The sequence below is a fragment of the Streptomyces cellostaticus genome (assembly GCF_001513965.1).
In the GTDB taxonomy this organism is placed as follows: Bacteria; Actinomycetota; Actinomycetes; order Streptomycetales; family Streptomycetaceae; genus Streptomyces; species Streptomyces cellostaticus.
The window spans coordinates 351,127-369,620 of sequence record NZ_KQ948022.1 but is presented as its reverse complement, the minus strand read 5'-3'; the positions used below and the strand labels follow the sequence as shown (position 1 = coordinate 369,620).

General features: G+C 70.7%; 14 protein-coding genes. 8 read left to right on the top strand and 6 right to left on the bottom strand.

Going from position 1 to position 18,494, the window contains the following annotated elements:
• Positions 1-36 precede the first annotated feature (36 nt).
• Complete coding sequence (locus AQI88_RS18295) at positions 37-2,241, bottom strand: MMPL family transporter (RefSeq protein WP_244184200.1); 2,205 nt, start codon at positions 2,239-2,241, stop codon at positions 37-39.
• Positions 2,242-2,399: 158 nt separating this feature from the next.
• Between AQI88_RS18295 and AQI88_RS18290 the strand changes: the two genes are divergently transcribed.
• The 3 genes from AQI88_RS18290 (at position 2,400) to AQI88_RS18280 (ending at position 5,534) form a co-directional block, all read left to right on the top strand.
• A complete protein-coding gene (locus AQI88_RS18290; protein WP_066999979.1) occupies positions 2,400-3,023 on the top strand; it encodes a TetR/AcrR family transcriptional regulator in 624 nt (207 codons plus the stop codon).
• 407 nt (positions 3,024-3,430) lie between these two features.
• Positions 3,431-4,141 carry a hypothetical protein gene (locus AQI88_RS18285; RefSeq protein WP_159050357.1) on the top strand — a complete coding sequence of 237 codons (711 nt, stop codon included), beginning with the start codon at positions 3,431-3,433 and terminating at the stop codon, positions 4,139-4,141.
• 292 nt (positions 4,142-4,433) lie between these two features.
• Positions 4,434-5,534 (top strand): 4Fe-4S binding protein, encoded by a 1,101-nt coding sequence (locus AQI88_RS18280; RefSeq protein ID WP_066999975.1) that lies wholly within the window; start codon positions 4,434-4,436, stop codon positions 5,532-5,534.
• 329 nt (positions 5,535-5,863) lie between these two features.
• Here AQI88_RS18280 and AQI88_RS18275 read toward each other — a convergent pair whose 3' ends face one another.
• A complete protein-coding gene (locus tag AQI88_RS18275; protein WP_107118587.1) occupies positions 5,864-6,886 on the bottom strand; it encodes an EamA family transporter in 1,023 nt (340 codons plus the stop codon).
• A 209-nt stretch (positions 6,887-7,095) separates the two neighbouring features.
• Here AQI88_RS18275 and AQI88_RS18270 point away from each other — a divergent pair, with 209 nt between their 5' ends.
• Together AQI88_RS18270 and AQI88_RS18265 are read left to right on the top strand one after the other, a co-directional pair.
• Positions 7,096-7,344 (top strand): hypothetical protein, encoded by a 249-nt coding sequence (locus tag AQI88_RS18270; RefSeq protein ID WP_244184197.1) that lies wholly within the window; start codon positions 7,096-7,098, stop codon positions 7,342-7,344.
• A 159-nt stretch (positions 7,345-7,503) separates the two neighbouring features.
• Positions 7,504-7,818, top strand: a complete 315-nt coding sequence (locus AQI88_RS18265) for a thioredoxin domain-containing protein (RefSeq protein WP_066999966.1) — start codon at positions 7,504-7,506, stop codon at positions 7,816-7,818.
• A 69-nt stretch (positions 7,819-7,887) separates the two neighbouring features.
• Here AQI88_RS18265 and AQI88_RS18260 read toward each other — a convergent pair whose 3' ends face one another.
• The 3 genes from AQI88_RS18260 to AQI88_RS18250 all read right to left on the bottom strand — a co-directional run bounded on the left by AQI88_RS18260 (position 7,888) and on the right by AQI88_RS18250 (position 14,304).
• A complete protein-coding gene (locus AQI88_RS18260; RefSeq protein ID WP_244184196.1) occupies positions 7,888-10,500 on the bottom strand; it encodes a SpoIIE family protein phosphatase in 2,613 nt (870 codons plus the stop codon).
• A 223-nt stretch (positions 10,501-10,723) separates the two neighbouring features.
• Positions 10,724-11,815 carry a sugar ABC transporter substrate-binding protein gene (locus AQI88_RS18255; protein ID WP_066999963.1) on the bottom strand — a complete coding sequence of 364 codons (1,092 nt, stop codon included), beginning with the start codon at positions 11,813-11,815 and terminating at the stop codon, positions 10,724-10,726.
• The gene (locus AQI88_RS18250; RefSeq protein WP_066999960.1) at positions 11,812-14,304 is read right to left on the bottom strand and encodes a SpoIIE family protein phosphatase; all 2,493 of its coding nucleotides are present in this window, start codon (positions 14,302-14,304) and stop codon (positions 11,812-11,814) included. Before AQI88_RS18250 ends, AQI88_RS18255 begins: the two co-directional genes overlap by 4 nt.
• Positions 14,305-14,660: 356 nt before the next feature.
• Between AQI88_RS18250 and AQI88_RS18245 the strand changes: the two genes are divergently transcribed.
• The 3 genes from AQI88_RS18245 to AQI88_RS18235 are packed head-to-tail and all read left to right on the top strand — an operon-like array spanning position 14,661 to position 17,842.
• Positions 14,661-15,749 carry a substrate-binding domain-containing protein gene (locus tag AQI88_RS18245; protein WP_066999957.1) on the top strand — a complete coding sequence of 363 codons (1,089 nt, stop codon included), beginning with the start codon at positions 14,661-14,663 and terminating at the stop codon, positions 15,747-15,749.
• Between the two features lie 33 nt (positions 15,750-15,782).
• Positions 15,783-16,565 carry an ATP-binding cassette domain-containing protein gene (locus tag AQI88_RS18240; protein ID WP_066999954.1) on the top strand — a complete coding sequence of 261 codons (783 nt, stop codon included), beginning with the start codon at positions 15,783-15,785 and terminating at the stop codon, positions 16,563-16,565.
• Positions 16,566-16,570: 5 nt separating this feature from the next.
• Entirely contained in the window at positions 16,571-17,842 is a 1,272-nt protein-coding gene (locus AQI88_RS18235) for a sugar ABC transporter permease (RefSeq protein ID WP_079057648.1), read from the top strand.
• Between the two features lie 14 nt (positions 17,843-17,856).
• Here the strand turns inward: AQI88_RS18235 and AQI88_RS18230 are convergent, their stop codons facing one another.
• Positions 17,857-18,468, bottom strand: coding sequence for a TetR/AcrR family transcriptional regulator (locus AQI88_RS18230; protein ID WP_066999952.1), 612 nt, complete (start codon positions 18,466-18,468; stop codon positions 17,857-17,859).
• Positions 18,469-18,494: the final 26 nt, after the last annotated feature.

Sequence of the window (18,494 nt, the reverse complement as noted above, 5' to 3'; positions counted from 1 at the left end):
ACTCCGGATCGGTCGGGTCGGGGGCCGATGAGGCGGTCAGGCATGCAGGTGCGGGAGGACCCGGTCGAGTCGGCGGGGTATCCACCAATTCGCCTTGCCCATGAGGAACATGGCGGATGGCACCAGGACCAGGCGGACCACCGTGGCGTCGACGATCACGCTGATCGCCAGTCCCAGGGCGAGCATCTTCACGACCACGGTCGGCGAGGCGGTGAAGGACAGGAACACCGCGGTCATGATGAAGGCCGCGGCCGAGATGACGCGCGCCGTCGCGGACAGTCCCTCTCCCACGGACAGCCGGTTGTCGCCGGTGCGGTGCCAGGCCTCGGCGATCCGGGACAGCAGGAAGATCTCGTAGTCCATGGACAGCCCGAAGACGATCGCGAACATCATCATCGGGACGTACGACTCGATGGGCACGGGCTCGGACAGCCCCAGCAGTGAGTCGCCCCAGCCCCATTGGAAGACCGCGACGAGTACGCCGTAGGACGCGGCTGTGGTGAACAGATTGAGGACGACGGCCTTGAGCGGGATCACCACACTGCGGAAGACCGTCATGAGCAGCAGGAAAGCGAGGACCAGGACGATGCCGATGACGATCGGCAGCCGCTCCCCGACCGTGTGACGGAAGTCGGCCTGACCGGCCACGCTGCCGGTGAGATAGGCCTCGGCGCCCGTGCCGCCGAGGGCCTTGGGCAGTGTGTGCCCGGAAAGGGCATCCCGCAGGGCGTCGGTGGCGGCGTCCTGCGGGCCGGTGTCCGGGGTGACCGTGGTGACGAGGATCTTCCCGTCGGCGCTCGGCTTGACGGGGGTGAAGGAAGCCACGCCATGGGTGCCCTGCAGAGCCGCGGTCACGTCGTCGGCGATCCGGTCGGCGGACGTGTGCGCCTCGCTCACGTCGACGACGGCGAGGACCGGGCCGTTCGCCCCCGTCCCGAAGGCCGGCCCGCCCGCGTTCGCGATCCAGTCGTACGCGGTGCGGGTGCTGCTGCCGGGTCGGTCCGCACCGGCGTCGACGTGGCCGAGGCGCATGGACAGCAGCGGTACGGAGCACACGCCGAGGACGGCGAGGCCGAGGGCCAGGAACGTCCAGGGGCGGCGGGAGACGAGTTCCGCATAGCGGTGCCAGCCGTCCTGCGCTCCCGTGCTCTCGGCGACGGGGCGGCGCAGCCGGAACCGGTCGATGTGCCTGCCGACCAGGCCCAGCCCCGCCGGAACCAGGGTGAGGGCGGCACCACCGGTGACCACGACGGCCAGGGTCGCCGCCAGGCCGATCTTGCCGATGAAGCTCAGCCCGCACGCGTACAGACTGAGCATGGCCACGGCGACGGTCAGGGCAGCGATGAGGACGGCGCGTCCGCTGGTGCGTGCCGTGCGGACCGCGGCCTCGACCGGATCATGCCCGTCGATGAGGTCCTGTCGGAAGCGCGTGGTCAGGAACAGGGCATAGTCGATGCCCACGCCCAGGCCGATCATGCCGGCGAGGGTCGTCGCGGAGGTCGCGAAGGAAAGGGTGGCGGCGACGATGCCCACGATGCCGAGGCCGACTCCGACGCTGATCAGCGCCGTCACCAGTGGCAGCAGCGCGGCGAGGACACTGCCGAAGGCCAACAGCAGGATGACGAGGGCGGTCACGACGCCCACACCCTCGCTCAGCTTGTCGTTGGCGGGTTGCCGGACCACCTGTTCGAGGTCGCCGCCGTAGGCGACGCCGAGGCCTGCCGCCCGGGCGGGCTCCGTCGCCGTGTCCAGTCGCGCGGTGTAGTCGTGGCCGAGGTTCTTCAGTTGCTCGTCGAAGGAGACTGTGGTGTACGCGGTGCGGCCGTCGTCGCTGGTCACGAGCGCGGATGCGGCGGTGACGTGCGGCAGCCCGCGCAGGTCCGCCAGGGTCCGGTCGAGGGCGGACTGCCCTTCGGTCAGGGTGCCGGAGTCGGTGTGGAAGACGACCTTGCCGCTGGGTCGGCCTGCCTGGGGCATGGAGGCGGCGAGGAGGCCGGCGCCGGTGTGCGAGGCGGTGCCGGGCAGGCTGACCTGGTCGCTGAAGGTGGGTGCGGCGATGTGCCGCCCGGCCAGAGCCGCGACGAGGATCAGCAGCCATGCGGCGATGACCGCCGCCGGATGCCGGGCGCAGAAGCCGCCGAGGCGGCCGAATCCGCCGCGGGCGGGGGCGGGTTCCGTCGGCGGATGCACGTCGGTGTGCGCTTCGGCCAGCCCTGGGGACTGCTGCGAGGGTCGGGGCACCCTGGCCTCCAAAGGAAAGTGTCACGAGTGACACGAACTCTAGAGAGAAAGTGTCATGGATGACAATTGGCAGCCATGACAGATTTGCCGCGTTGCGGCTCCGCGCGTGACACGTGTGTCAATTGACAGCCGGGACACCATGGCGGAGGCTTCGGCCCATGCCGAGTGAGATCGCCCCTGCCGGACTGCGCGAACGCAAGAAGGAGGAGACGCGGCGCCTGCTGCTGGAAGGGGCCGCGCACCTGTTCAAGGAGCGCGGCTTCGAGGGCACCACGGTGGCGGACATCGCCGCATACGCGAACGTCTCCGTGCGCACGTTCTTCCGGTACTTCGAGAGCAAGGAAGCACTGCTGCTGCCGGACGGCGTCGAGATCTTCGCCTACGTCGAGCACGCCCTGTCCGAGCGTCCGGCGGACGAGGCCCCCCTGGACGCGGTGTGCAACGCGCTGCTGGCGGCCGCCAAGCCGTTCTCGGCCTCCACCCTGACCGCTCTCAGCCACCCGCTCGAGGACATCGAGAACGTCATCACGGCCCGCCTCGTCCAGGCCTTCTCCGACTTCGAGGAGCGGCTCACCGTCCTGGTTCAGCGCAGGCTGCCTCCGGACACGCCCGACGCCGACCTCAAGGCGGCCGTGATCGCGTGCGCGGCCCTTTCCGCGGTGCGCGCGGTGCTGCGGACGCGCCGGGCGCGCCGGGCGTCCGGCATCTCGGACACCGGCCCGGCACCCCTGCTGCGGGCCTTCGGGATCCTCCACGAGATCGGCTCTCCTGAACGGCCGTGACGGCGACCGGAGCGGGAAGTCCCGGCCGGGGTCCTGGTTCCGCCTGGTCGGCGGCCGGGCCCGGGACCGCGCAACGGCACGCACGGGCCTTGCATCCGGTCGGCCGACGGCCCGCTCGTACCGGCGCCCACCGCCGGTGACGCAGCCGCTGCACGTCGCACGGCGTCCACCGGCTTCAACGAGCGCACACGGCACCGGCGTTCTGCTCCGCGCGACGACAGGGGGCTTCCCGGCCCCGGCTAAGGCGCACGGATCGATCTCGCCGCATCGGCGATACGGCCCGGCAGGCCTCGAACGCGGGCAGCGCGGCGAACTACCGTGCAACGCCTGCTCCCGCCGGGCGCGGACGGTGATCGAGCAGGGCGGCCGAGCGCTGAGAGCTCGACCGCGTGCAGTACCGTACTGGCGTGTCCACGCCACCGTCGGCAGCGCAGACCCAGCAGGGGTATGCCTGGGGTGCACCGCCCGTCATTCCGCCGCCCCCGAAGAAGAGCGGGGTCGGCCTCATGCTCGCGGTCATCGGCGGGATCTTCGTCGTGATCGTCGCGGTTCTGACGACCCTGGCACTGATCGGGAACGAGCTGAAGGGCGGGTTCCCCCGAGCCCGCTTCACCCTGACCCTGCCCCACACGCTGATCGACGGCCACTACAAGCTGGCCAAGGACTCCTCCGCGACACTGGGGCGGACGCTGGAGAAGAACTGGGCGCGCAGCTGGGACGCCAAGGCCGCCCACGGCGTCGTCGGGGAGTACGTCCCGACCGCCGGCGACCGGGGCGCACTGGTGGTCACGGGCATGTACGGCCGCTTCAAGCACACCGGCAAGGTGCGCGCCCGCGTGCTGGAGAACCACGACAGGACCACCAGCCACGTGACACTGCTCGTACCGCCCAAGGACGTCACCCTGTCCGGCTCGGGCACCACGGTCGCCTGCGAAGTGCTGACCCGGACCTGGCGCGACGGGAAGAGGGTCACCTACCCGGTCTGCGCCTGGGCGGACGGCAACACGTGGGCCCGGGTGGCGCAGATGACCCTCAACGCCGCGATGGACTCCGACCTGAAGGCCGCCGCCAGGACCACGCTCCGGATCCGCTCCGAGATGGTGAAGGCGATCGGCTGACCGCCGCGCCACCCAGTGGAGAACAGGGCCTGGAAGCCCTCCGCTGAGCCCTCCGGGGCGGCCATCCGGGGCAAGTTGTCGCGCTTGGGCGCCACGGCGCCTTCGCCGCCGCCTGTGCCCGTCCCGACCAGGACCGAGTGCCGGACCAGATCCGGACGAATCAGGGTGAAGCGCTGCGCCACGAAGCCGCCCATGGAGCAGCCCGACAGGCGCACCAGTGACGACCTTGCCTGTGTGAGCGATCAACCGGCATAGTGAGTTTGAAAATCCAACTCACGAGGAGTGTGCGGGGATGAACGAGCAACACACCACGGAGCGAACAGAATCGCCGAGGTTGCCGGCCAAGCTCGCCGCCCACCCGTCGGTGCAGGCGGTGCTGGCCCGGCGCGAAACCGGTGAGGCCGTGCGCCCCTCGCCGGTGATCGACGCGGGCTGGCTGCGTGAGCTGTGCCTCGCCGCGGGAGCCGACGACGCGGCCGCGGTGAGCCTGGACCACGCCGACCTCGCCGGGGAACGGGAGCACGCGCTGGCAGCCCTGCCCGGAACGCGCACCCTCGTCTCGCTGGTGGTCCGGATGAACCGCGACAACTACCGCTCCCCCGCCCGCAGTGTGGCCAACCAGGAGTTCCACCAGACCGACGAGCAGGTCAACCACGCCGCCCGCACCGTTGTCCAGGCCCTGCAGGACGCCGGTCACCGTGCACTCAACCCGTCGGCCGGTTTCCCGCAGGAGATGGAGCGCTTCCCCGGGCGGATCTGGGTCGTGTCACACAAAACGGTCGCGGTGGCCGCAGGCCTCGGCGTGATGGGCCTGCACCGCAACGTCATCCACCCCAGGTTCGGCAACTTCGTCCTGCTGGCCACGGTGCTGGTGGACGCCGAGGTGAGCGAGCACGGACAGGCGCTGGACTACAACCCGTGCATCGACTGCAAGTTGTGCGTCGCGGCCTGCCCGATCGGTGCCATCAAGAAGAACGGTGACTTCGACTTCTTCGCCTGTGTCACCCACAACTACCGGGAGTTCATGAGCGGGTTCACCGAATGGGTGCAGACCGTGGCCGACAGCGAGGACGCATCCGACTTCCGTTCCCGGGTCACCGACCCTGAGAACGCATCGATGTGGCAGAGCCTGTCCTTCAAGCCGAGCTACAAGTCCGGCTATTGCGTGGCCGTCTGCCCCGGCGGGGAGGACGTACTCGGACCCTATCTGGACGACCGCAAGCAGTTCATGGACACCGTGCTGCGCCCCCTGCAGGACAAGGCCGAGACGCTCTATGTGATTCCGGGCTCCGACGCTCAGCGATACGCCGAACGCCGCTTCCCGCACAAGCCGACCAAAGAGGTGACCGGCGGCTGGCGACCACCCGCCCAAAGCGACCCCGGCACCATCTGACCAGGGCGCCCGCCCTGTGCGCCTGCGACTCGACCTGCTCGAAGGCGTGTCGGATACGGTCTCGCGGCGCACGCTCGCCGCCAGGCCCCGGCAGGAGGCGCACCGCGAAATCGGCGGGCACGACGAGCGCACCGAAGACTCTGCCCTGCCCGAGGCACTCCTTCGCCTGCTTCTCGTCCATCAGCTCCCCGTCGTTCTTGCCCTCTCCCGCCCTCGACGTACTGATCGACTCGGCGATCTGCGCACCGAGGTCGAGCCGCTGCCCGTCGGCACCCGCCCCCTTGTCGGCGTTGACCAAGGCCGACGGGCAACTTGTGCAAGTGCAGCAGCTATCGACCCCGACCGCCGGCCCTCAGCGGGACGGTCAGGAGGACCAGGCCCAGCGCGAGAACGGCCAGCCCGCACCAGGAGGCTGTCGGCAGGCGTTCACCGAGGACGCTGACGCCCAGGACCGCGGCGACGGCCGGCTCGGCCAGCGTGAGCGACGTAGCCGCCGAGGCGGGCGTGCGGCGCAGTCCGTACCCGAACAGCCGGTAGGCCAGGTAGACGGTGAACAGGGCGAGGTACACCGCGACCGCTCCGCCGCGGACGGTGGCGAGCCAGTGCGTGCCGGCGAACAGCACGAACGGCAGGACGAGCAGCCCGGCCGCACCGAACAGCACACCCATCACGGCGTCCGAGGGGTGCCCGCGTGTGATGAGCCTGCCGCCGATCAGTGAGTAGGCGGCGTACGACAGTCCGGCGCACGCGGCCAGCATCACGCCCGTCAGGTCCATCGGCGTGGCATGTCCGCTGAGCCCGGGCCCCAGCACCAGGAGCGTGCAGCCCAGCACGGCGGCTGCGGTGGCACAGGTCCAGCGTGCGGTTGGCCGGGACTGTCCCGTGATCCAGGACAGCAGTCCGGCGAAGACGGGCGCGCTGCCCAGCGCGATCACGGTGGCCACCGCCACGCCGGTGCGCGCCACGGCCGGGTAGAAGGTGACCGGATATCCGGCCACCGCCGGCGCCCCCAGGATGAGCAGCCACCGCTCGGGACGGGTGCAGGCGCCGGGCAGTGAGCGGGCGCCGCGAGCGGTGAGGAACAGCAGGATGCCGCCGACGGTGAGTCCGGCGCAGCCGATGGCCGCCGCCGGTGCACCGGCCGGCGCGAGAGAACTGGCGGTCCCGGTCGTACCCCAGAGCACGGCCGAGGCGAGGATGGGCGCGGGGCCGCTGAGGACACCGGTGTGTGAAGGGCGCGGGCCTACGGCGGCCGGGCGCGTGGGAGTCAGAGGGGAAGTGCGGTTCGGCACAGTCGTGTTCTTCCGTCGTCGAACGGGTCTGGGACTCGATCCGAAACGGGCGCACGACATGAGCCCCTGACCGACCTGGGGGTCGGTGGGGGCCGGGGGTCAAACCGTCAGTGTCTGCGCCCGGTCAGGCGCAGAGCGGCGGCAGAGCGACGTGCCAGTAAGTGTTCACCCCGCGATGGTATCCGAGTGACAGGCAGCCACAGCAGTTGATTCGGGCGGCCGGCTGCGGCTGTCGCCCGGCGGCGGCCACGCGGGGACCGCCGCCGATCGTGGTGCCCCGCAATGTGCCCACCGGGTACGGCTTCTGGTGCAACGCCTGGCCGGAGAACCCGGCGTGGAAGTTCGTCGCCGTCGGCCTCGGAAACGACGTCCCCTTCTGGACCGAGTTCCTGGGTGCCCTCGCCGAGATCGACCCGGACATGGCCGTGAACATCGAGCACGAGGACGCCGCCTACTCCCAGACCGAAGGACTCGCCCTGGCTGCCAAGAACCTGCACAGCGCCGCGGCCGCCCTGTAGCCGCGCCCAGTGTGGCCCCGTTCCTGCCGTCCGGGAACGGGGCCACACTCGTTACCGCAGGATCCGGCGGCCCGGCGAGGTCAGGGAGCGGTGGAGGCGCCGACCACCGTGGAAGGTCTACCTTCGAACACAGAGGCTGTGGGCCGGAAGGAGGAGGCGATGCGGATCACCGTTCTGGCCGTGCCGGACTGCCCCAACGCACCGATGGCCGAGGAGCGGATCGCCCGCGCCCTCGACGGCCAAAGCGCAGACGTGGAGCGGGTCGAGGTGTCCGACCAGGAGCGGGCGGCGAGGCTGGGGATGACCGGCTCGCCCACCGTTCTGATCGACGGCACGGACCCCTTCGCGGTGCCGGGCGCCCCCGCCTCGGTCTCCTGCCGCCTCTACTGCGGGCCGGACGGGCGGGCCGACGGTGCGCCGAGCGTCGCCGATCTCCGGCGCGCCCTGGATGCGGTGGGCCGCAGCGGGCGGTGACGGCTCGCCCCGGTGGCCGGTGGGCTGCGGACTGTTCCGCCGCGCCGAACCCGCCGCTCGTGGGCCCGCTCACCAGGCCATCTCCTCGATCAGTGCCGTCACATCCGGCTCCCGGGTCCGGCCGAGCGTCTGTTCGGCCCAGATCACCTTTCCGTCCGCCGCATAGCGTGTCCCCCACCGGTCCGCGTACTGGGAGACCAGGAACAGGCCGCGGCCTCCTTCGTCGGTGGTGGCCGCGCGCCGCAGCCGAGGTGAGGTGTTGCTGCGGTCCGACACCTCGCAGACCAGGGTGCGGCCCAGCAGGATCCTGACGCGTACAGGCGGAGCGCCGTACCGGATCGCGTTGGTGAGCAGTTCGCTGAGGATCAGTTCCGTTGCGAACGCCGATTCCTCCAGGCCCCAGTCCGCCAGCCGACGGCTGACGTCCGTGCGTACCTGGGACACGGCCATCGCGTCGAACGGCACGTCCCAGGTCGCGACCTTGGACGGGTCGAGCAGCCGGGTCCGGGCCACGAGCAGCGCCACGTCGTCGCTGGGACGCTCGGGCAGCATCGTCTCCACCAGGATGCGGCAGGTGTCCTCCGGTGTCCGGCCCGCCTCCGCAACGGCCGAGCAGAGCATCTCCAAGCCCTCGTCGATGTCCCGTCCGCGGTCCTCGATCAGGCCGTCGGTGAACAGGATGAGGCGACTGCCCTCCGGTAGATCCAGCTCACCGGCCTCGAAGGGATGCCCGCCCACCCCCAGAGGGGGCGACAGGGGAAGGTCGGGGAACGTCACCGTGCCCCGGACATCCACCACTGCCGGTGCGATGTGCCCGGCTCGGGAGAGCGTGCAGCGGCCGCCTACCGGGTCGTAAATCGCGTAGAGGCAGGTGGCGCCGGTAAGCGGTGCACCGTCGTCGTCCGCGGTCTCCGTCTGGGCGTCCAGCCGGGTCACCATCTCGTCGAGGTAGCCGAGCAGTTCGTCCGGGGCCAGGTCCAGAGAGGAGAAGTTCAGCACTGCGGTCCGCAGCCGTCCCATCGTCACCGCGGCGTGCAGCCCGTGCCCCACGATGTCGCCGACCACGAGTGCCACCCGGAAGCCGGGCAGAGGGATGACGTCGAACCAGTCGCCGCCCACGCCGGACTGCGCCGGCAGGTAGCGGGAGGCGATCTCCAGTACGTCCTGGTCCGGCAGGCCCGAGGGCAGCAGACTGCGCTGCAGCGTCACGGCCATGGCGTGCTCGCGGGAATACCGGCGTGCGTTGTCGATCGCCACGGCCGTCCGGGCGACCAGTTCCTCGGCCACCGCGACGTCCTCCTCCTCGAACCGCGCGGAGTCGGCGCCCCGCCAGAAGTTGACCATGCCGAGGACGATTCCTCGGGCCCGCAAAGGCACCGTGATCAGTGAATGGATGCCGTAGTCCAACGCCTGCCGAGCCCCTTCCGGGTCCTGGGCCCGCCAGTCCCGGGCGGCATGCAGGTCCGGGACCAGTACAGCCTTGCCGCGTTGCAGCGCCGCCACCATCGGCGTGTCGGCGACGACGAAACGGATCAGGTCTCCCACCGGTTGCAGCGGATGCCCGGCCTGTACCCCGCGCAGTGCTGTACGCCGCATCCGGTCGACGGCGCTCGTGGGCTCCTCGCCCCGCAGTACCGAGTCGAGGAGCTCCACGGTGACGAAGTCCGCCATGCGCGGGACCGCCACCTCGGAAAGCTCCTCGGCGGTACGCCGCACGTCGAGCGTGGTGCCGATCCGCGTGCCGGCCTCGTACAGGAACGACAGGCGGCCGCGCGCCACTTCGGCCTGGCCGGTCAGGGCTGTCAGCTCCGTCGTGTCACGGAAGGTGGCGACCAGGCCCTGCGCGCCGCCGTAGGGCGCGGTGAGCCGGGTGTTCACCGCCAGCAGCCGGTCCCCGACCGGGACCACCTCGTCGGACGCGGCTTCACCCGACACCAGCAGCCGCGACAGGGCGGGCCCCAGCCCCAGCTCCGCCGCCTGCCGCAGGTCGGCGTCCTCGGCAAGGCCCAGCAGGCGGCGTGCCTCGTCGTTGGCGAGCAGCAGCCGCCCGTCGCCGCCGACGATCAGGACCCCCTCGCGCACCGCGTGCAGCACGGCGTCGTGGTGCTCGTACATCCGGGTCATCTCGGCCGGGCCGAGTCCATGGGTCTGCCGTAGCAGCCGCCGGCTGACCAGAGCCGTGCCGCCGGTCGCGAGCGCGAGTGCCACCCCGGCCGAACCGAGCAGCATCGGCAGCTGCTGGTTGAGCACGTGGCCCAGCGTCGCGAACTGGATCCCGGCGCTGACCATGCCGACCACGCGCCTGCTCGCATCCGTGACGGGGACGACCGCACGCACTGCGTCGGTCGGCCGGCCGTGGAACGTCTCCGTGAACGCCTCCCCCGCGGCGGCTCGGCCGACGCCCTGTGCCTTCGTACCGATCAGGGCGGGCTCTGGGTCGGTGAGCCGGACCCCCTGTTTGTCCAGGACGGTGATGAAATCGACGCCGGATCCGCGCCGCGCCCGTTCCGCCGCCGCCTGCAGCCGTGCGGTGGGATCCGGTGAGCGCAGCGCGAGTGCCGTGCCCGGCGCATGCGCGAAGCCCTCAGCTGCGGCCAGTGAACGGTTCCTGGCGTTGTGCTCCGCGTCGCGCCGCCCCTGCACCACCAGGGCGGCGGCCGCCACCACGACCACCACCAGCATGATGAGGGCCTGGAGCAGAAAGACCTGCGCGGCGAGCGTGCGGACGCTCAGAGACGGCGTAAGGCGGCGTCCCTGTGGTGGCCAGGGCCCCGGACGACGGGACGGCCCGGATGACGGCCGTGTACCCGGCGGCGGCGCCGCTCTCGCCCATGGCCAGCGGGCACGTCCGCTCATGTCCCTTTTGTAACACTGCGGCTTCTCGCTCGGCGACCCGGTACGTCCGCTAGGACCTGCGAACGTCGAGTCCGGCCCTGTCGCATGCGGGACGGAGCGCCTGGGTGCAGATCTGGCCGATCGTGTACACGCCGTCCTTGACGAGCGTCTGCCTGACGTCGCCGACCGTCACCGCCCTGGGAGTGAGCAGGACGGACGGGATGTGCCGGGTGGTGGGGCTGTCGGTCGCGGTCGTGGCGACGTCGCGCAGACTCCCTCCGCGCCCCAGGGCGACGGCCATGGCGGCGACTGCGGCGGCTTCCGTCCTGAAGGGTTTGTAGACCGTCATGTACTGCTCGCCCTTGATGATGCGTCGTACGGCGTCGAGGTCGGCGTCCTGGCCGGTGACGGGGGGAAGCTTCTGTACCCCGGCGCTCTTGAGAGCGGAGATGACGCCGGCGGCGATGGCGTCGTTGGCCGCCAGGACGCCGTCGATCCGCCCGGGGCCCAGGGCCGCGATGGCGGCGGACATGTTGGCGTGGGCGTTCTCCGTGCTCCAGCCCGGGGTGTCGTAGGACCGGCGGATCTTCACCTTGCCGGTGAGGACGGACAGCGCCCCGCTCCTGAACCATGCCGCGTTCGAGCTGGCCGGATCGCCGTTCATCATGACGACGTTCCCGCCGTTCGCCCGGTCGCCCATGGCCTTGAGGAGCGCCTCGGCCTGGAGCTTGCCGACCTGCGCGCCGTTGAAACTGACATAGCCCGAGATCGGGCCTTCGGCGAGCCGGTCGTAGGCGACGACGGGGACTCCCGCCTGGCGCGCCTGCTGGATGGAGGAGCGGAGCGCCCTGGTATCGGCGGCGTCGAGGATCAGGACTCTGACGCCTTTGGTGATCATGGAGATCATTTGTTGCTGCTGTCGCGTCGCGTCGTTGTCGGCGTTGGCGTACTCCATGGCGCAGTGGGGACACAGCGCCTTCAGCCGCTTCTCGATGAGCGGCCTGTCGAACTGCTCCCAGCGGGGCACCGCTCGGCTCGGGAGCAGCAGGCCGACGGTGAAGCTGTCCGCGCCCGTCTCGCCGTCTCCTCCGCAGGCGGCCAGGGGCATCGTCATGAGCGCCGCGACGAGTCCGGCGACGACGTGCCATGGACGGGTTCTCATGGCAGACCCTCCTGGTCCGTCCGGAGCCCCGGGCCCGTGGGAGCCGGCTCGCGCCGCGGTACGACGATGTCGCTCCACACCTGTTTGCCGCTGGCGACCGGCACCGAGCCGAAGGATTCGGACATCGCTTCCACCAGCAGCAGCCCCCGGCCGCCGGTCGCCTCCCAGTCCACGATCACCGGCTTGGCGGGCGCCCGCGGAGACGAGTCGCTGACGCAGACGCGCACCCGGTCGCCGCGGAGTATCAGGTCGAGGTGGACCGGTCCCTGGGTGTGCATCAGGGCGTTGGTGACCAGTTCGGACACGACCAGCAGGACCGTGTCGGTCACTTCGTCGACGTGCCAGCGGCGCAGCGTGCGTGCGGTGAAGCGACGGGCGTGCATGACGGCGTCCGGCAGCCGCCACACCGCCCATCCGGCCCGTATCGGCCGGGTCTTCATGCCGTCGTAGCGCAGCAGCAGCAGCGCCACGTCGTCCTCGCGGGGGCCGACGTCACCGAGCAGTGCGTCGGCCACCCGCCCCGGATCCGACGGATCGGCCGCGGAGAGTGCGGCGCTCGTCCGCCGCATGCCCTCGTCCAGGGGCAGGTCGGCGGCCTCGACCAGGCCGTCGGTGACCAGGGCGAGTAGCGTGCCGGGGGCCAGTGCGACCGCGGTCATGGGGAACTCGGCCTCGGCGGAGATGCCCAGCGGGAGCGCGCCTTCGACCTGCACCTCCTCGGTGCTGCCGTCGGGATGACGTACCAGCGGTGAGAGATGTCCGGCCCGGACGAACAGGGCGTTGCCCTCCTCCATGTCCAGTTCGGCGTAGCAGCAGGTGGCGAACAGATCGGATTCCATGCCGACGAGGAGCCGGTTGGCGTGTGAGACGACCACGTCCGGTGGATGGCCCTCCACCGCGTACGCTCGGACCGCGGTACGCATCTGGCCCATGATCGTCGCTGCTCCGGCGCTGTGTCCTTGTACGTCTCCGATGACCAGCGCCACCCGGTCCTCGGTGAGGGCGATGACGTCGTACCAGTCGCCGCCCACCTGCAACCCCCGTCTGGCGGGCAGATAGCGGGCGACGGCTGTCCCTCCGGACAGTTCGGGCAGGCGCCGGGGCAGCAGGCTGCGCTGCAGCATCGTTGCGAGCTCTTGCTCGGCGTCGTACGCGTGGGCGCGCGTGAGGGCCTGCCCGACCAGCGCCGCGGTTGCGGTCAGCAGGGAGCGTTCCTCGGGGACGAACGCGTGCGGCCGGTCCCAGCCGATCAGGCACACGCCGGCGGCCCGGCCCTTGGCAGGCAGCGGCAGGACGGCCAGACCTCCGGGGCCGATGCCTGCGAGTCCGGGTTCGACGGCCGTACCGGCGGGCCACAGATCCATCCGTCCGTCCCGCAGAGCCGTCCGAAGGGTGGGCAGGGCGCCGACCGGTGCGTCGGGCCAGTGCGAACGCCACTCGGAGCGCCACGCCTCGGGCCAGGCAGCGGGCTCCGTCGGGTCGAGCACGGTGACCATGAGCCGGTCGTCCCGCAGCTCGGCGAGTGCCACCCGGTCAGCGCCGAGCGGCTCCCGGAGCGCGGTGACCACCACCTGGCCGACGTCGGCGACCGTGGTGGCATCGTCGAGCGCGGCGGTCAGCCACTGGATCCTGGAGACGTCGTCGCTGCTCCAGGGCAGGACCGAGGCTGCCGTCACCACACACAGCACCTGATCCGGCCGGTCGTCGGTGCCGGCAACCGCGCGGCAGCTCAGGCTCAGCCAGCGCGCTGCGCCGGTGGGACGGCGGACCCGGAACTCCAGCTCCCGGCCGCCGAGCGCCTGGGCGGACGGTTCCAGGACCGACATCAGGGTGTGCATGTCCTCCGGGAGGGCATGCGCGAGCAGGGTGTCGGCCTTGCCGTCGAAGGTGTCCGGAGTGATACCGACCAGTTCGAGGAGAGTCTCGTCCGCCTCGATCAGGCCGGTGTCCGGCACCAGGGCGAACGAGCCGACGCGCAGCCGGCGCAGGGCGGGACCCAGCAGCGGCGACGGCACGGGTCCCCCGGCCGCTGCCTGGAGCAGGCCTGCGACCGCGTCGGCGTACCGGCCCAGGAAATGCCGTTGCCCGGCCGCGAAGCCGTCGGCGCAGGCGCCCACGACGACGAGGCAGCCCAGACGTCTGCCCTCCGTCCCCAGGGGCAGTGCGCCGAGCGATGTCTCCGCTCGCGGAGGCGTCGGGCCGCCCTCGGAGAAGGAGGCGAGCGCTGCGGGATTCAGCCACAGAGGCCGGCCGGTGCGGACGACATGGGCCGCCGGTGAGTCACCGGACAGGCTCAGGCGCTCCGGCAGCCCGTACTCGGAAGCGGCACATCCGGCGGTCTCCACCAGCCGAAGCTCTTCCCGCCCGGCAGCGAGCACATAGACCGCTGCCAGCGCCGCACCGGCGAACGTCAGTATGCGAACACCGGCGGCGGCCTCGGACGTCCACAGCTGCGCGACTCCGGCCCGGGCACAGCCGTCTTGAGGCATGTCCGCACCTACCTCCCGTCCGGGCCGAGATGCCGACAGGGTGAGATGAGGGCCCTCCACCAGAATCGCATATACGGGCTAACCGGACAGATCGGCTGGGTTCGCAGATCACCCGCGCCGGTGTCACACTGACGACATGGTCGTCTTGCCCCATCCACGTGGTCCGGGCGGGCTGTGGGGGCCGGCGTCGTAGCCGTCCACCGGCTCCCGGTGGCGCGCGTGGCATGGTGCGGAAGCCGGGTGTCGTCATGGTTGACGCCGTCGGTGCCGCTGCCCGTGCGGGCAGGCATCAGCGCTCTCCCGGTCTCCCTTCCGGCTGTCCACCACGCGGCGCAAGGACGGGGGAGGTCTCTCCTATGAAGGCCTTCATGGGGAACGCGGCCATGGCCATGGCCACCGCCTCGACGATCGTCGCTGTCGCCGCCTGCGGGACGGGTGCCGGGAACACATCCGGCGGGGGGAACGCGCCGAAGATCGGTCTGCTGCTGCCGGACGCCACCACTGCCCGTTGGGAGACACAGGACAGGCCCCTGCTGGAGAAAAGGATCAAGGAGCTGTGCCACGACTGCTCGGTCGAGCACGCCAACGCCAAGAACGACGTGGCCATCCAGCAGGAGCAGATGGACTCGTTGATCACCGAGGGGGTCGATGCCATCGTGCTCGTGGCCGTGGACGCCAGGGCGCTCGGCCCCACGGTCCGCAAGGCCCATGAAGCAGATATCCCGGTCATCGCCTACGACCGCCTCGCCGAGGGCCCGATCTCGGGATACGTCTCCTTCGACGGCGAGGAGGTCGGCAGGCTGCAGGGCAGGGCACTGCTGAAGGCCATGGGCGACAAGGTGAAGAGCGGCCAGATCGTCATGATGAACGGCGATCTCAGCGATCCCAACGCGGTGTCGTTCAAGAAAGGCGCACTGTCCGTACTCAGCGGGAAGGTGAAGATCGCCAAATCGTATGACACGCTCCAATGGCGGCCTGAGGCGGCGAACATGAACATGTCCGGCGCCATCTCCGCCCTCGGCGCCGACAACATCCAAGGGGTCTACGCCGCCAACGACGGCCTCGCCGGCGGAAGCATCTCCGCTCTCAAGGCGAACAAGGTCCACCCGCTGCCCCCTGTCACCGGCCAGGACGCCGAACTCGCGGCCGTGCGGCGCATCGTCGCCGGCGATCAGTACATGACGGTCTACAAGCCGTTCGGGCCCGAGGCCTCCGCCGCCGGCGCCATGGCCGTGGCCGCGGCCCGCGGTGAGAGCCTCGACCGGGTCGCCACGGGCAAGGTGAGGCCCCGTGGCGGGACGAGGGTTCCGGCCGTCCTGCTCACCCCGGTCTCCGTGACCGTCGCCGACATCAAGCGCACCCTGGTGAAGGACGGCGTGTACACGGTCCGGCGGATCTGCACCCCCGGACTCGAAGCCGCCTGCGAGAAGGCCGGACTGACCTGACGGGCCCGGCCGCGGCCGGGCCCCGGGAAGGAGATGGTTTCCGTGCCGGCTCCGCCCTTGCTGGCTCTGCACGGCGTGTGCAAGCGCTTCGGCGTCGTCGATGTCCTGATGGACATCGAGCTGGAGATCCACGCCGGCCAGGTCCTCGCTCTTCTGGGCGACAACGGGGCCGGCAAGTCCACCCTGGTCAAAGTGATCTCCGGGGTCGCCCCTGCGGACAAGGGCGTCATCGAGTGGGAGGGCCGCACCGTCCATATCAGGCGCCCCCATGACGCCCGCGGCCTCGGCATCGCCACCGTCTACCAGGACCTCGCGCTGTGCGGGAACCTCGACGTCGTCGGCAATCTCTTCCTCGGCCGGGAGATCCGCAGGTTCGGGTTCCTCGACGAGGTGGAGATGGAGCGCCGCAGCAGACACCTGCTGGAACGGCTGACCAGGGGCGTCCCCGATCTGCGCGGCCCCGTCGTCTCGCTGTCCAGCGGGCAGCGGCAGACCGTCGCCATCGCTCGCTCCCTCCTCGGTGACCCGCGGGTACTGCTCCTGGACGAACCGACCGCAGCCCTGGGATTCGAGCAGACCACCGAGGTCCTGGACCTCGTCGACCGGCTGCGGGACCGCGGTCTGGGAGTGCTGCTCATCAGTCACAACCTGGGGGATGTGAAAGCCCTCGCGGACCGGGCCGCCGTGCTGCGGCTGGGCCGCAACAACGGCTTCTTCGACGTGAACACCGCGTCTCAGGAACAGATCATCTCCTCCATCACCGGTGCCGCGGAAAACGTGCCCCGCCGGATGGCTCAACCGGAGGCGGGGTGGTGAAAGGCATGCACGACATGGCGGACAACACGCGGACCGAACCCTCCGCACCCACCGGCGATGCCCCTCGGCCGCACCCCGTGCGGGCGGTCGCCCGCGCCGTGACGGGCTGGGCCGGCGCCTTCCGGCACAGGCTGCGGGCCGGCGAACCTGGCTCGCTCCCCGTCATCCTCGTCCTCGCCGTGGTCTGGATCATCTTCCAGTCCCTGAACGAGAACTTCCTCTCTCCCCGGAACCTGTCCAATCTCAGCGTGGACATCGTGGGCACGGGGCTGATCGCGGTCGGCATCGTCTTCGTGCTGCTCCTCGGCGAGCTCGACCTGTCGGTGGGCTCGATCAGCGGCCTCGCGGCAGCGGTCTTCGCCGTTCTGAACGTGAACAACGGCGTGCCGGAATGGCTCGCCCTCATCGTCGCGGTGCTCACGGGCACCCTGGCGGGAACCGTCCAGGGCTTCTCCTTCGCAAAGACCCGGGTGCCGGCGTTCGTCGTCACCCTGGCCGGGCTGCTGACCTGGAACGGCATCATGCTCTCCATCCTCGGGACGAGCGGCACCGTCAACCTCGACGAGAACGGGCTCGTCGCCAAGCTGACCAGCTACTACTTCACCAACCACGGTGCCGCCTACGGACTGGCGGCATGCGGCACGGGCATGGCCTTCCTCGCGTCCTACCTGGACAGACGGCGCCGCAAGGCCGTCGGCATGCCGCACCGCTCGCTCCGGGACATCGCGGCACGTACGGCAGGACTCGCGGTGATCACCTTCGCCGGCGCGTATGTGCTCAACCGGTTCCAGGGTCTGCCGCTCGCCCTCCTGATCTTCCTCGTGGTGGTGGCCGGCCTCGACATCCTTCTCCGGCGCACGCACTACGGACGGCAGGTCTACGCCCTCGGCGGCGGTGTCGAGGCGGCGCGTCGTGCCAGTCTCAGCGTGATGCGGGTGCAGACCGCGGTACTCGCGGTCTCGGGCACCATGGCCGCGCTCGGCGGCCTGTTCCTGGCCTCGCGCATCACCTCGGTGAGCCAGGGATCAGGCTCGGGAGTCCTGCTGCTCAATGCCATCGCGGCAGCCGTCATCGGCGGCACCAGCCTGTTCGGAGGACGCGGTACGACCTGGTCCGCCGTACTCGGCATCCTGGTCATCCAGTCGATCGCGTCGGGCATGGCGCTCACGGACACGCCCACCGCCGTCCAGCTCGTGATCACGGGCGGGGTGCTCTTCGCCGCGGTGGTCATCGACTCCCTGTCGCGACGCTCGCAGGAGGCACATGGACGGGCTTGACCCGTCCGCCGGGTTCACGAATCCGGGGCAGCCCTCATCAGCGTGTCGAGCACCGAGTCCAGATAGCGCCTGCCGTCCTCGCCGGCCGGAAGCGTCTCCGGCACCGCGTGCGTCAGCTGCGTGTGTCCCAGGTAGCCGGTGTACGCCAGCAGTGCACGGCGGTGTGCCTCGTCCGGAGGGAAGCCCAGTTCGGCGAAGAGCTGCGCCAGGTAGCCAACCCGACGCTCCGTCACCCGGCGCAGTACGGCGGCCACCCGCGGGTGCCCGGCCGAGGCCGGCAGCGAGACCTCCAGCGGGTCTTCGGAGGCGAGTTCGGACGCCTCGGCGAAGAGCCTTCGCAGCCGTGTCCCCGGATCCGACTCGGCCGCCAGCCCGGCGATGATCGCCTCGGTGGACTTCTGCTCCCAGCGGTCGAGCGCGGCTTCGATCAGCGCCTCGCGGTTGGCGAAGTGCCAGTAGAAGCTGCCCTTGGTGGTGTCCAGACGAGCGGCGAGCGGCTCGATGGCGACCGCCGCGAGGCCGCCTTCACCCATGGCCGTCAAGGCCGCGTCCGCCCAGTCCTGCGCGGTGAGCCGCTTGCGTCCGCCCTCGCGGAGAGCCTTGTCACTCCGTTGCACCATAACCATACGCTACCGTATGGTCGACAACATAC

What these genes read in the sequence shown, in the direction of transcription:
- AQI88_RS18245 (WP_066999957.1), top strand. Translation starts at nt 14,661, where the DNA reads ATGAAGGCCTTCATGGGGAACGCGGCCATGGCCATGGCCACCGCCTCG.
- AQI88_RS18265 (WP_066999966.1), top strand. Translation starts at nt 7,504, where the DNA reads ATGCGGATCACCGTTCTGGCCGTGCCGGACTGCCCCAACGCACCGATG.
- AQI88_RS18230 (WP_066999952.1), bottom strand. Translation starts at nt 18,468, where the DNA reads ATGGTTATGGTGCAACGGAGTGACAAGGCTCTCCGCGAGGGCGGACGC.
- AQI88_RS18260 (WP_244184196.1), bottom strand. Translation starts at nt 10,500, where the DNA reads ATGCTGGTGGTGGTCGTGGTGGCGGCCGCCGCCCTGGTGGTGCAGGGG.
- AQI88_RS18280 (WP_066999975.1), top strand. Translation starts at nt 4,434, where the DNA reads ATGAACGAGCAACACACCACGGAGCGAACAGAATCGCCGAGGTTGCCG.
- AQI88_RS18255 (WP_066999963.1), bottom strand. Translation starts at nt 11,815, where the DNA reads ATGAGAACCCGTCCATGGCACGTCGTCGCCGGACTCGTCGCGGCGCTC.
- AQI88_RS18290 (WP_066999979.1), top strand. Translation starts at nt 2,400, where the DNA reads ATGCCGAGTGAGATCGCCCCTGCCGGACTGCGCGAACGCAAGAAGGAG.
- AQI88_RS18250 (WP_066999960.1), bottom strand. Translation starts at nt 14,304, where the DNA reads ATGCCTCAAGACGGCTGTGCCCGGGCCGGAGTCGCGCAGCTGTGGACG.
- AQI88_RS18240 (WP_066999954.1), top strand. Translation starts at nt 15,783, where the DNA reads ATGGTTTCCGTGCCGGCTCCGCCCTTGCTGGCTCTGCACGGCGTGTGC.
- AQI88_RS18235 (WP_079057648.1), top strand. Translation starts at nt 16,571, where the DNA reads ATGCACGACATGGCGGACAACACGCGGACCGAACCCTCCGCACCCACC.
- AQI88_RS18275 (WP_107118587.1), bottom strand. Translation starts at nt 6,886, where the DNA reads ATGTCGTGCGCCCGTTTCGGATCGAGTCCCAGACCCGTTCGACGACGG.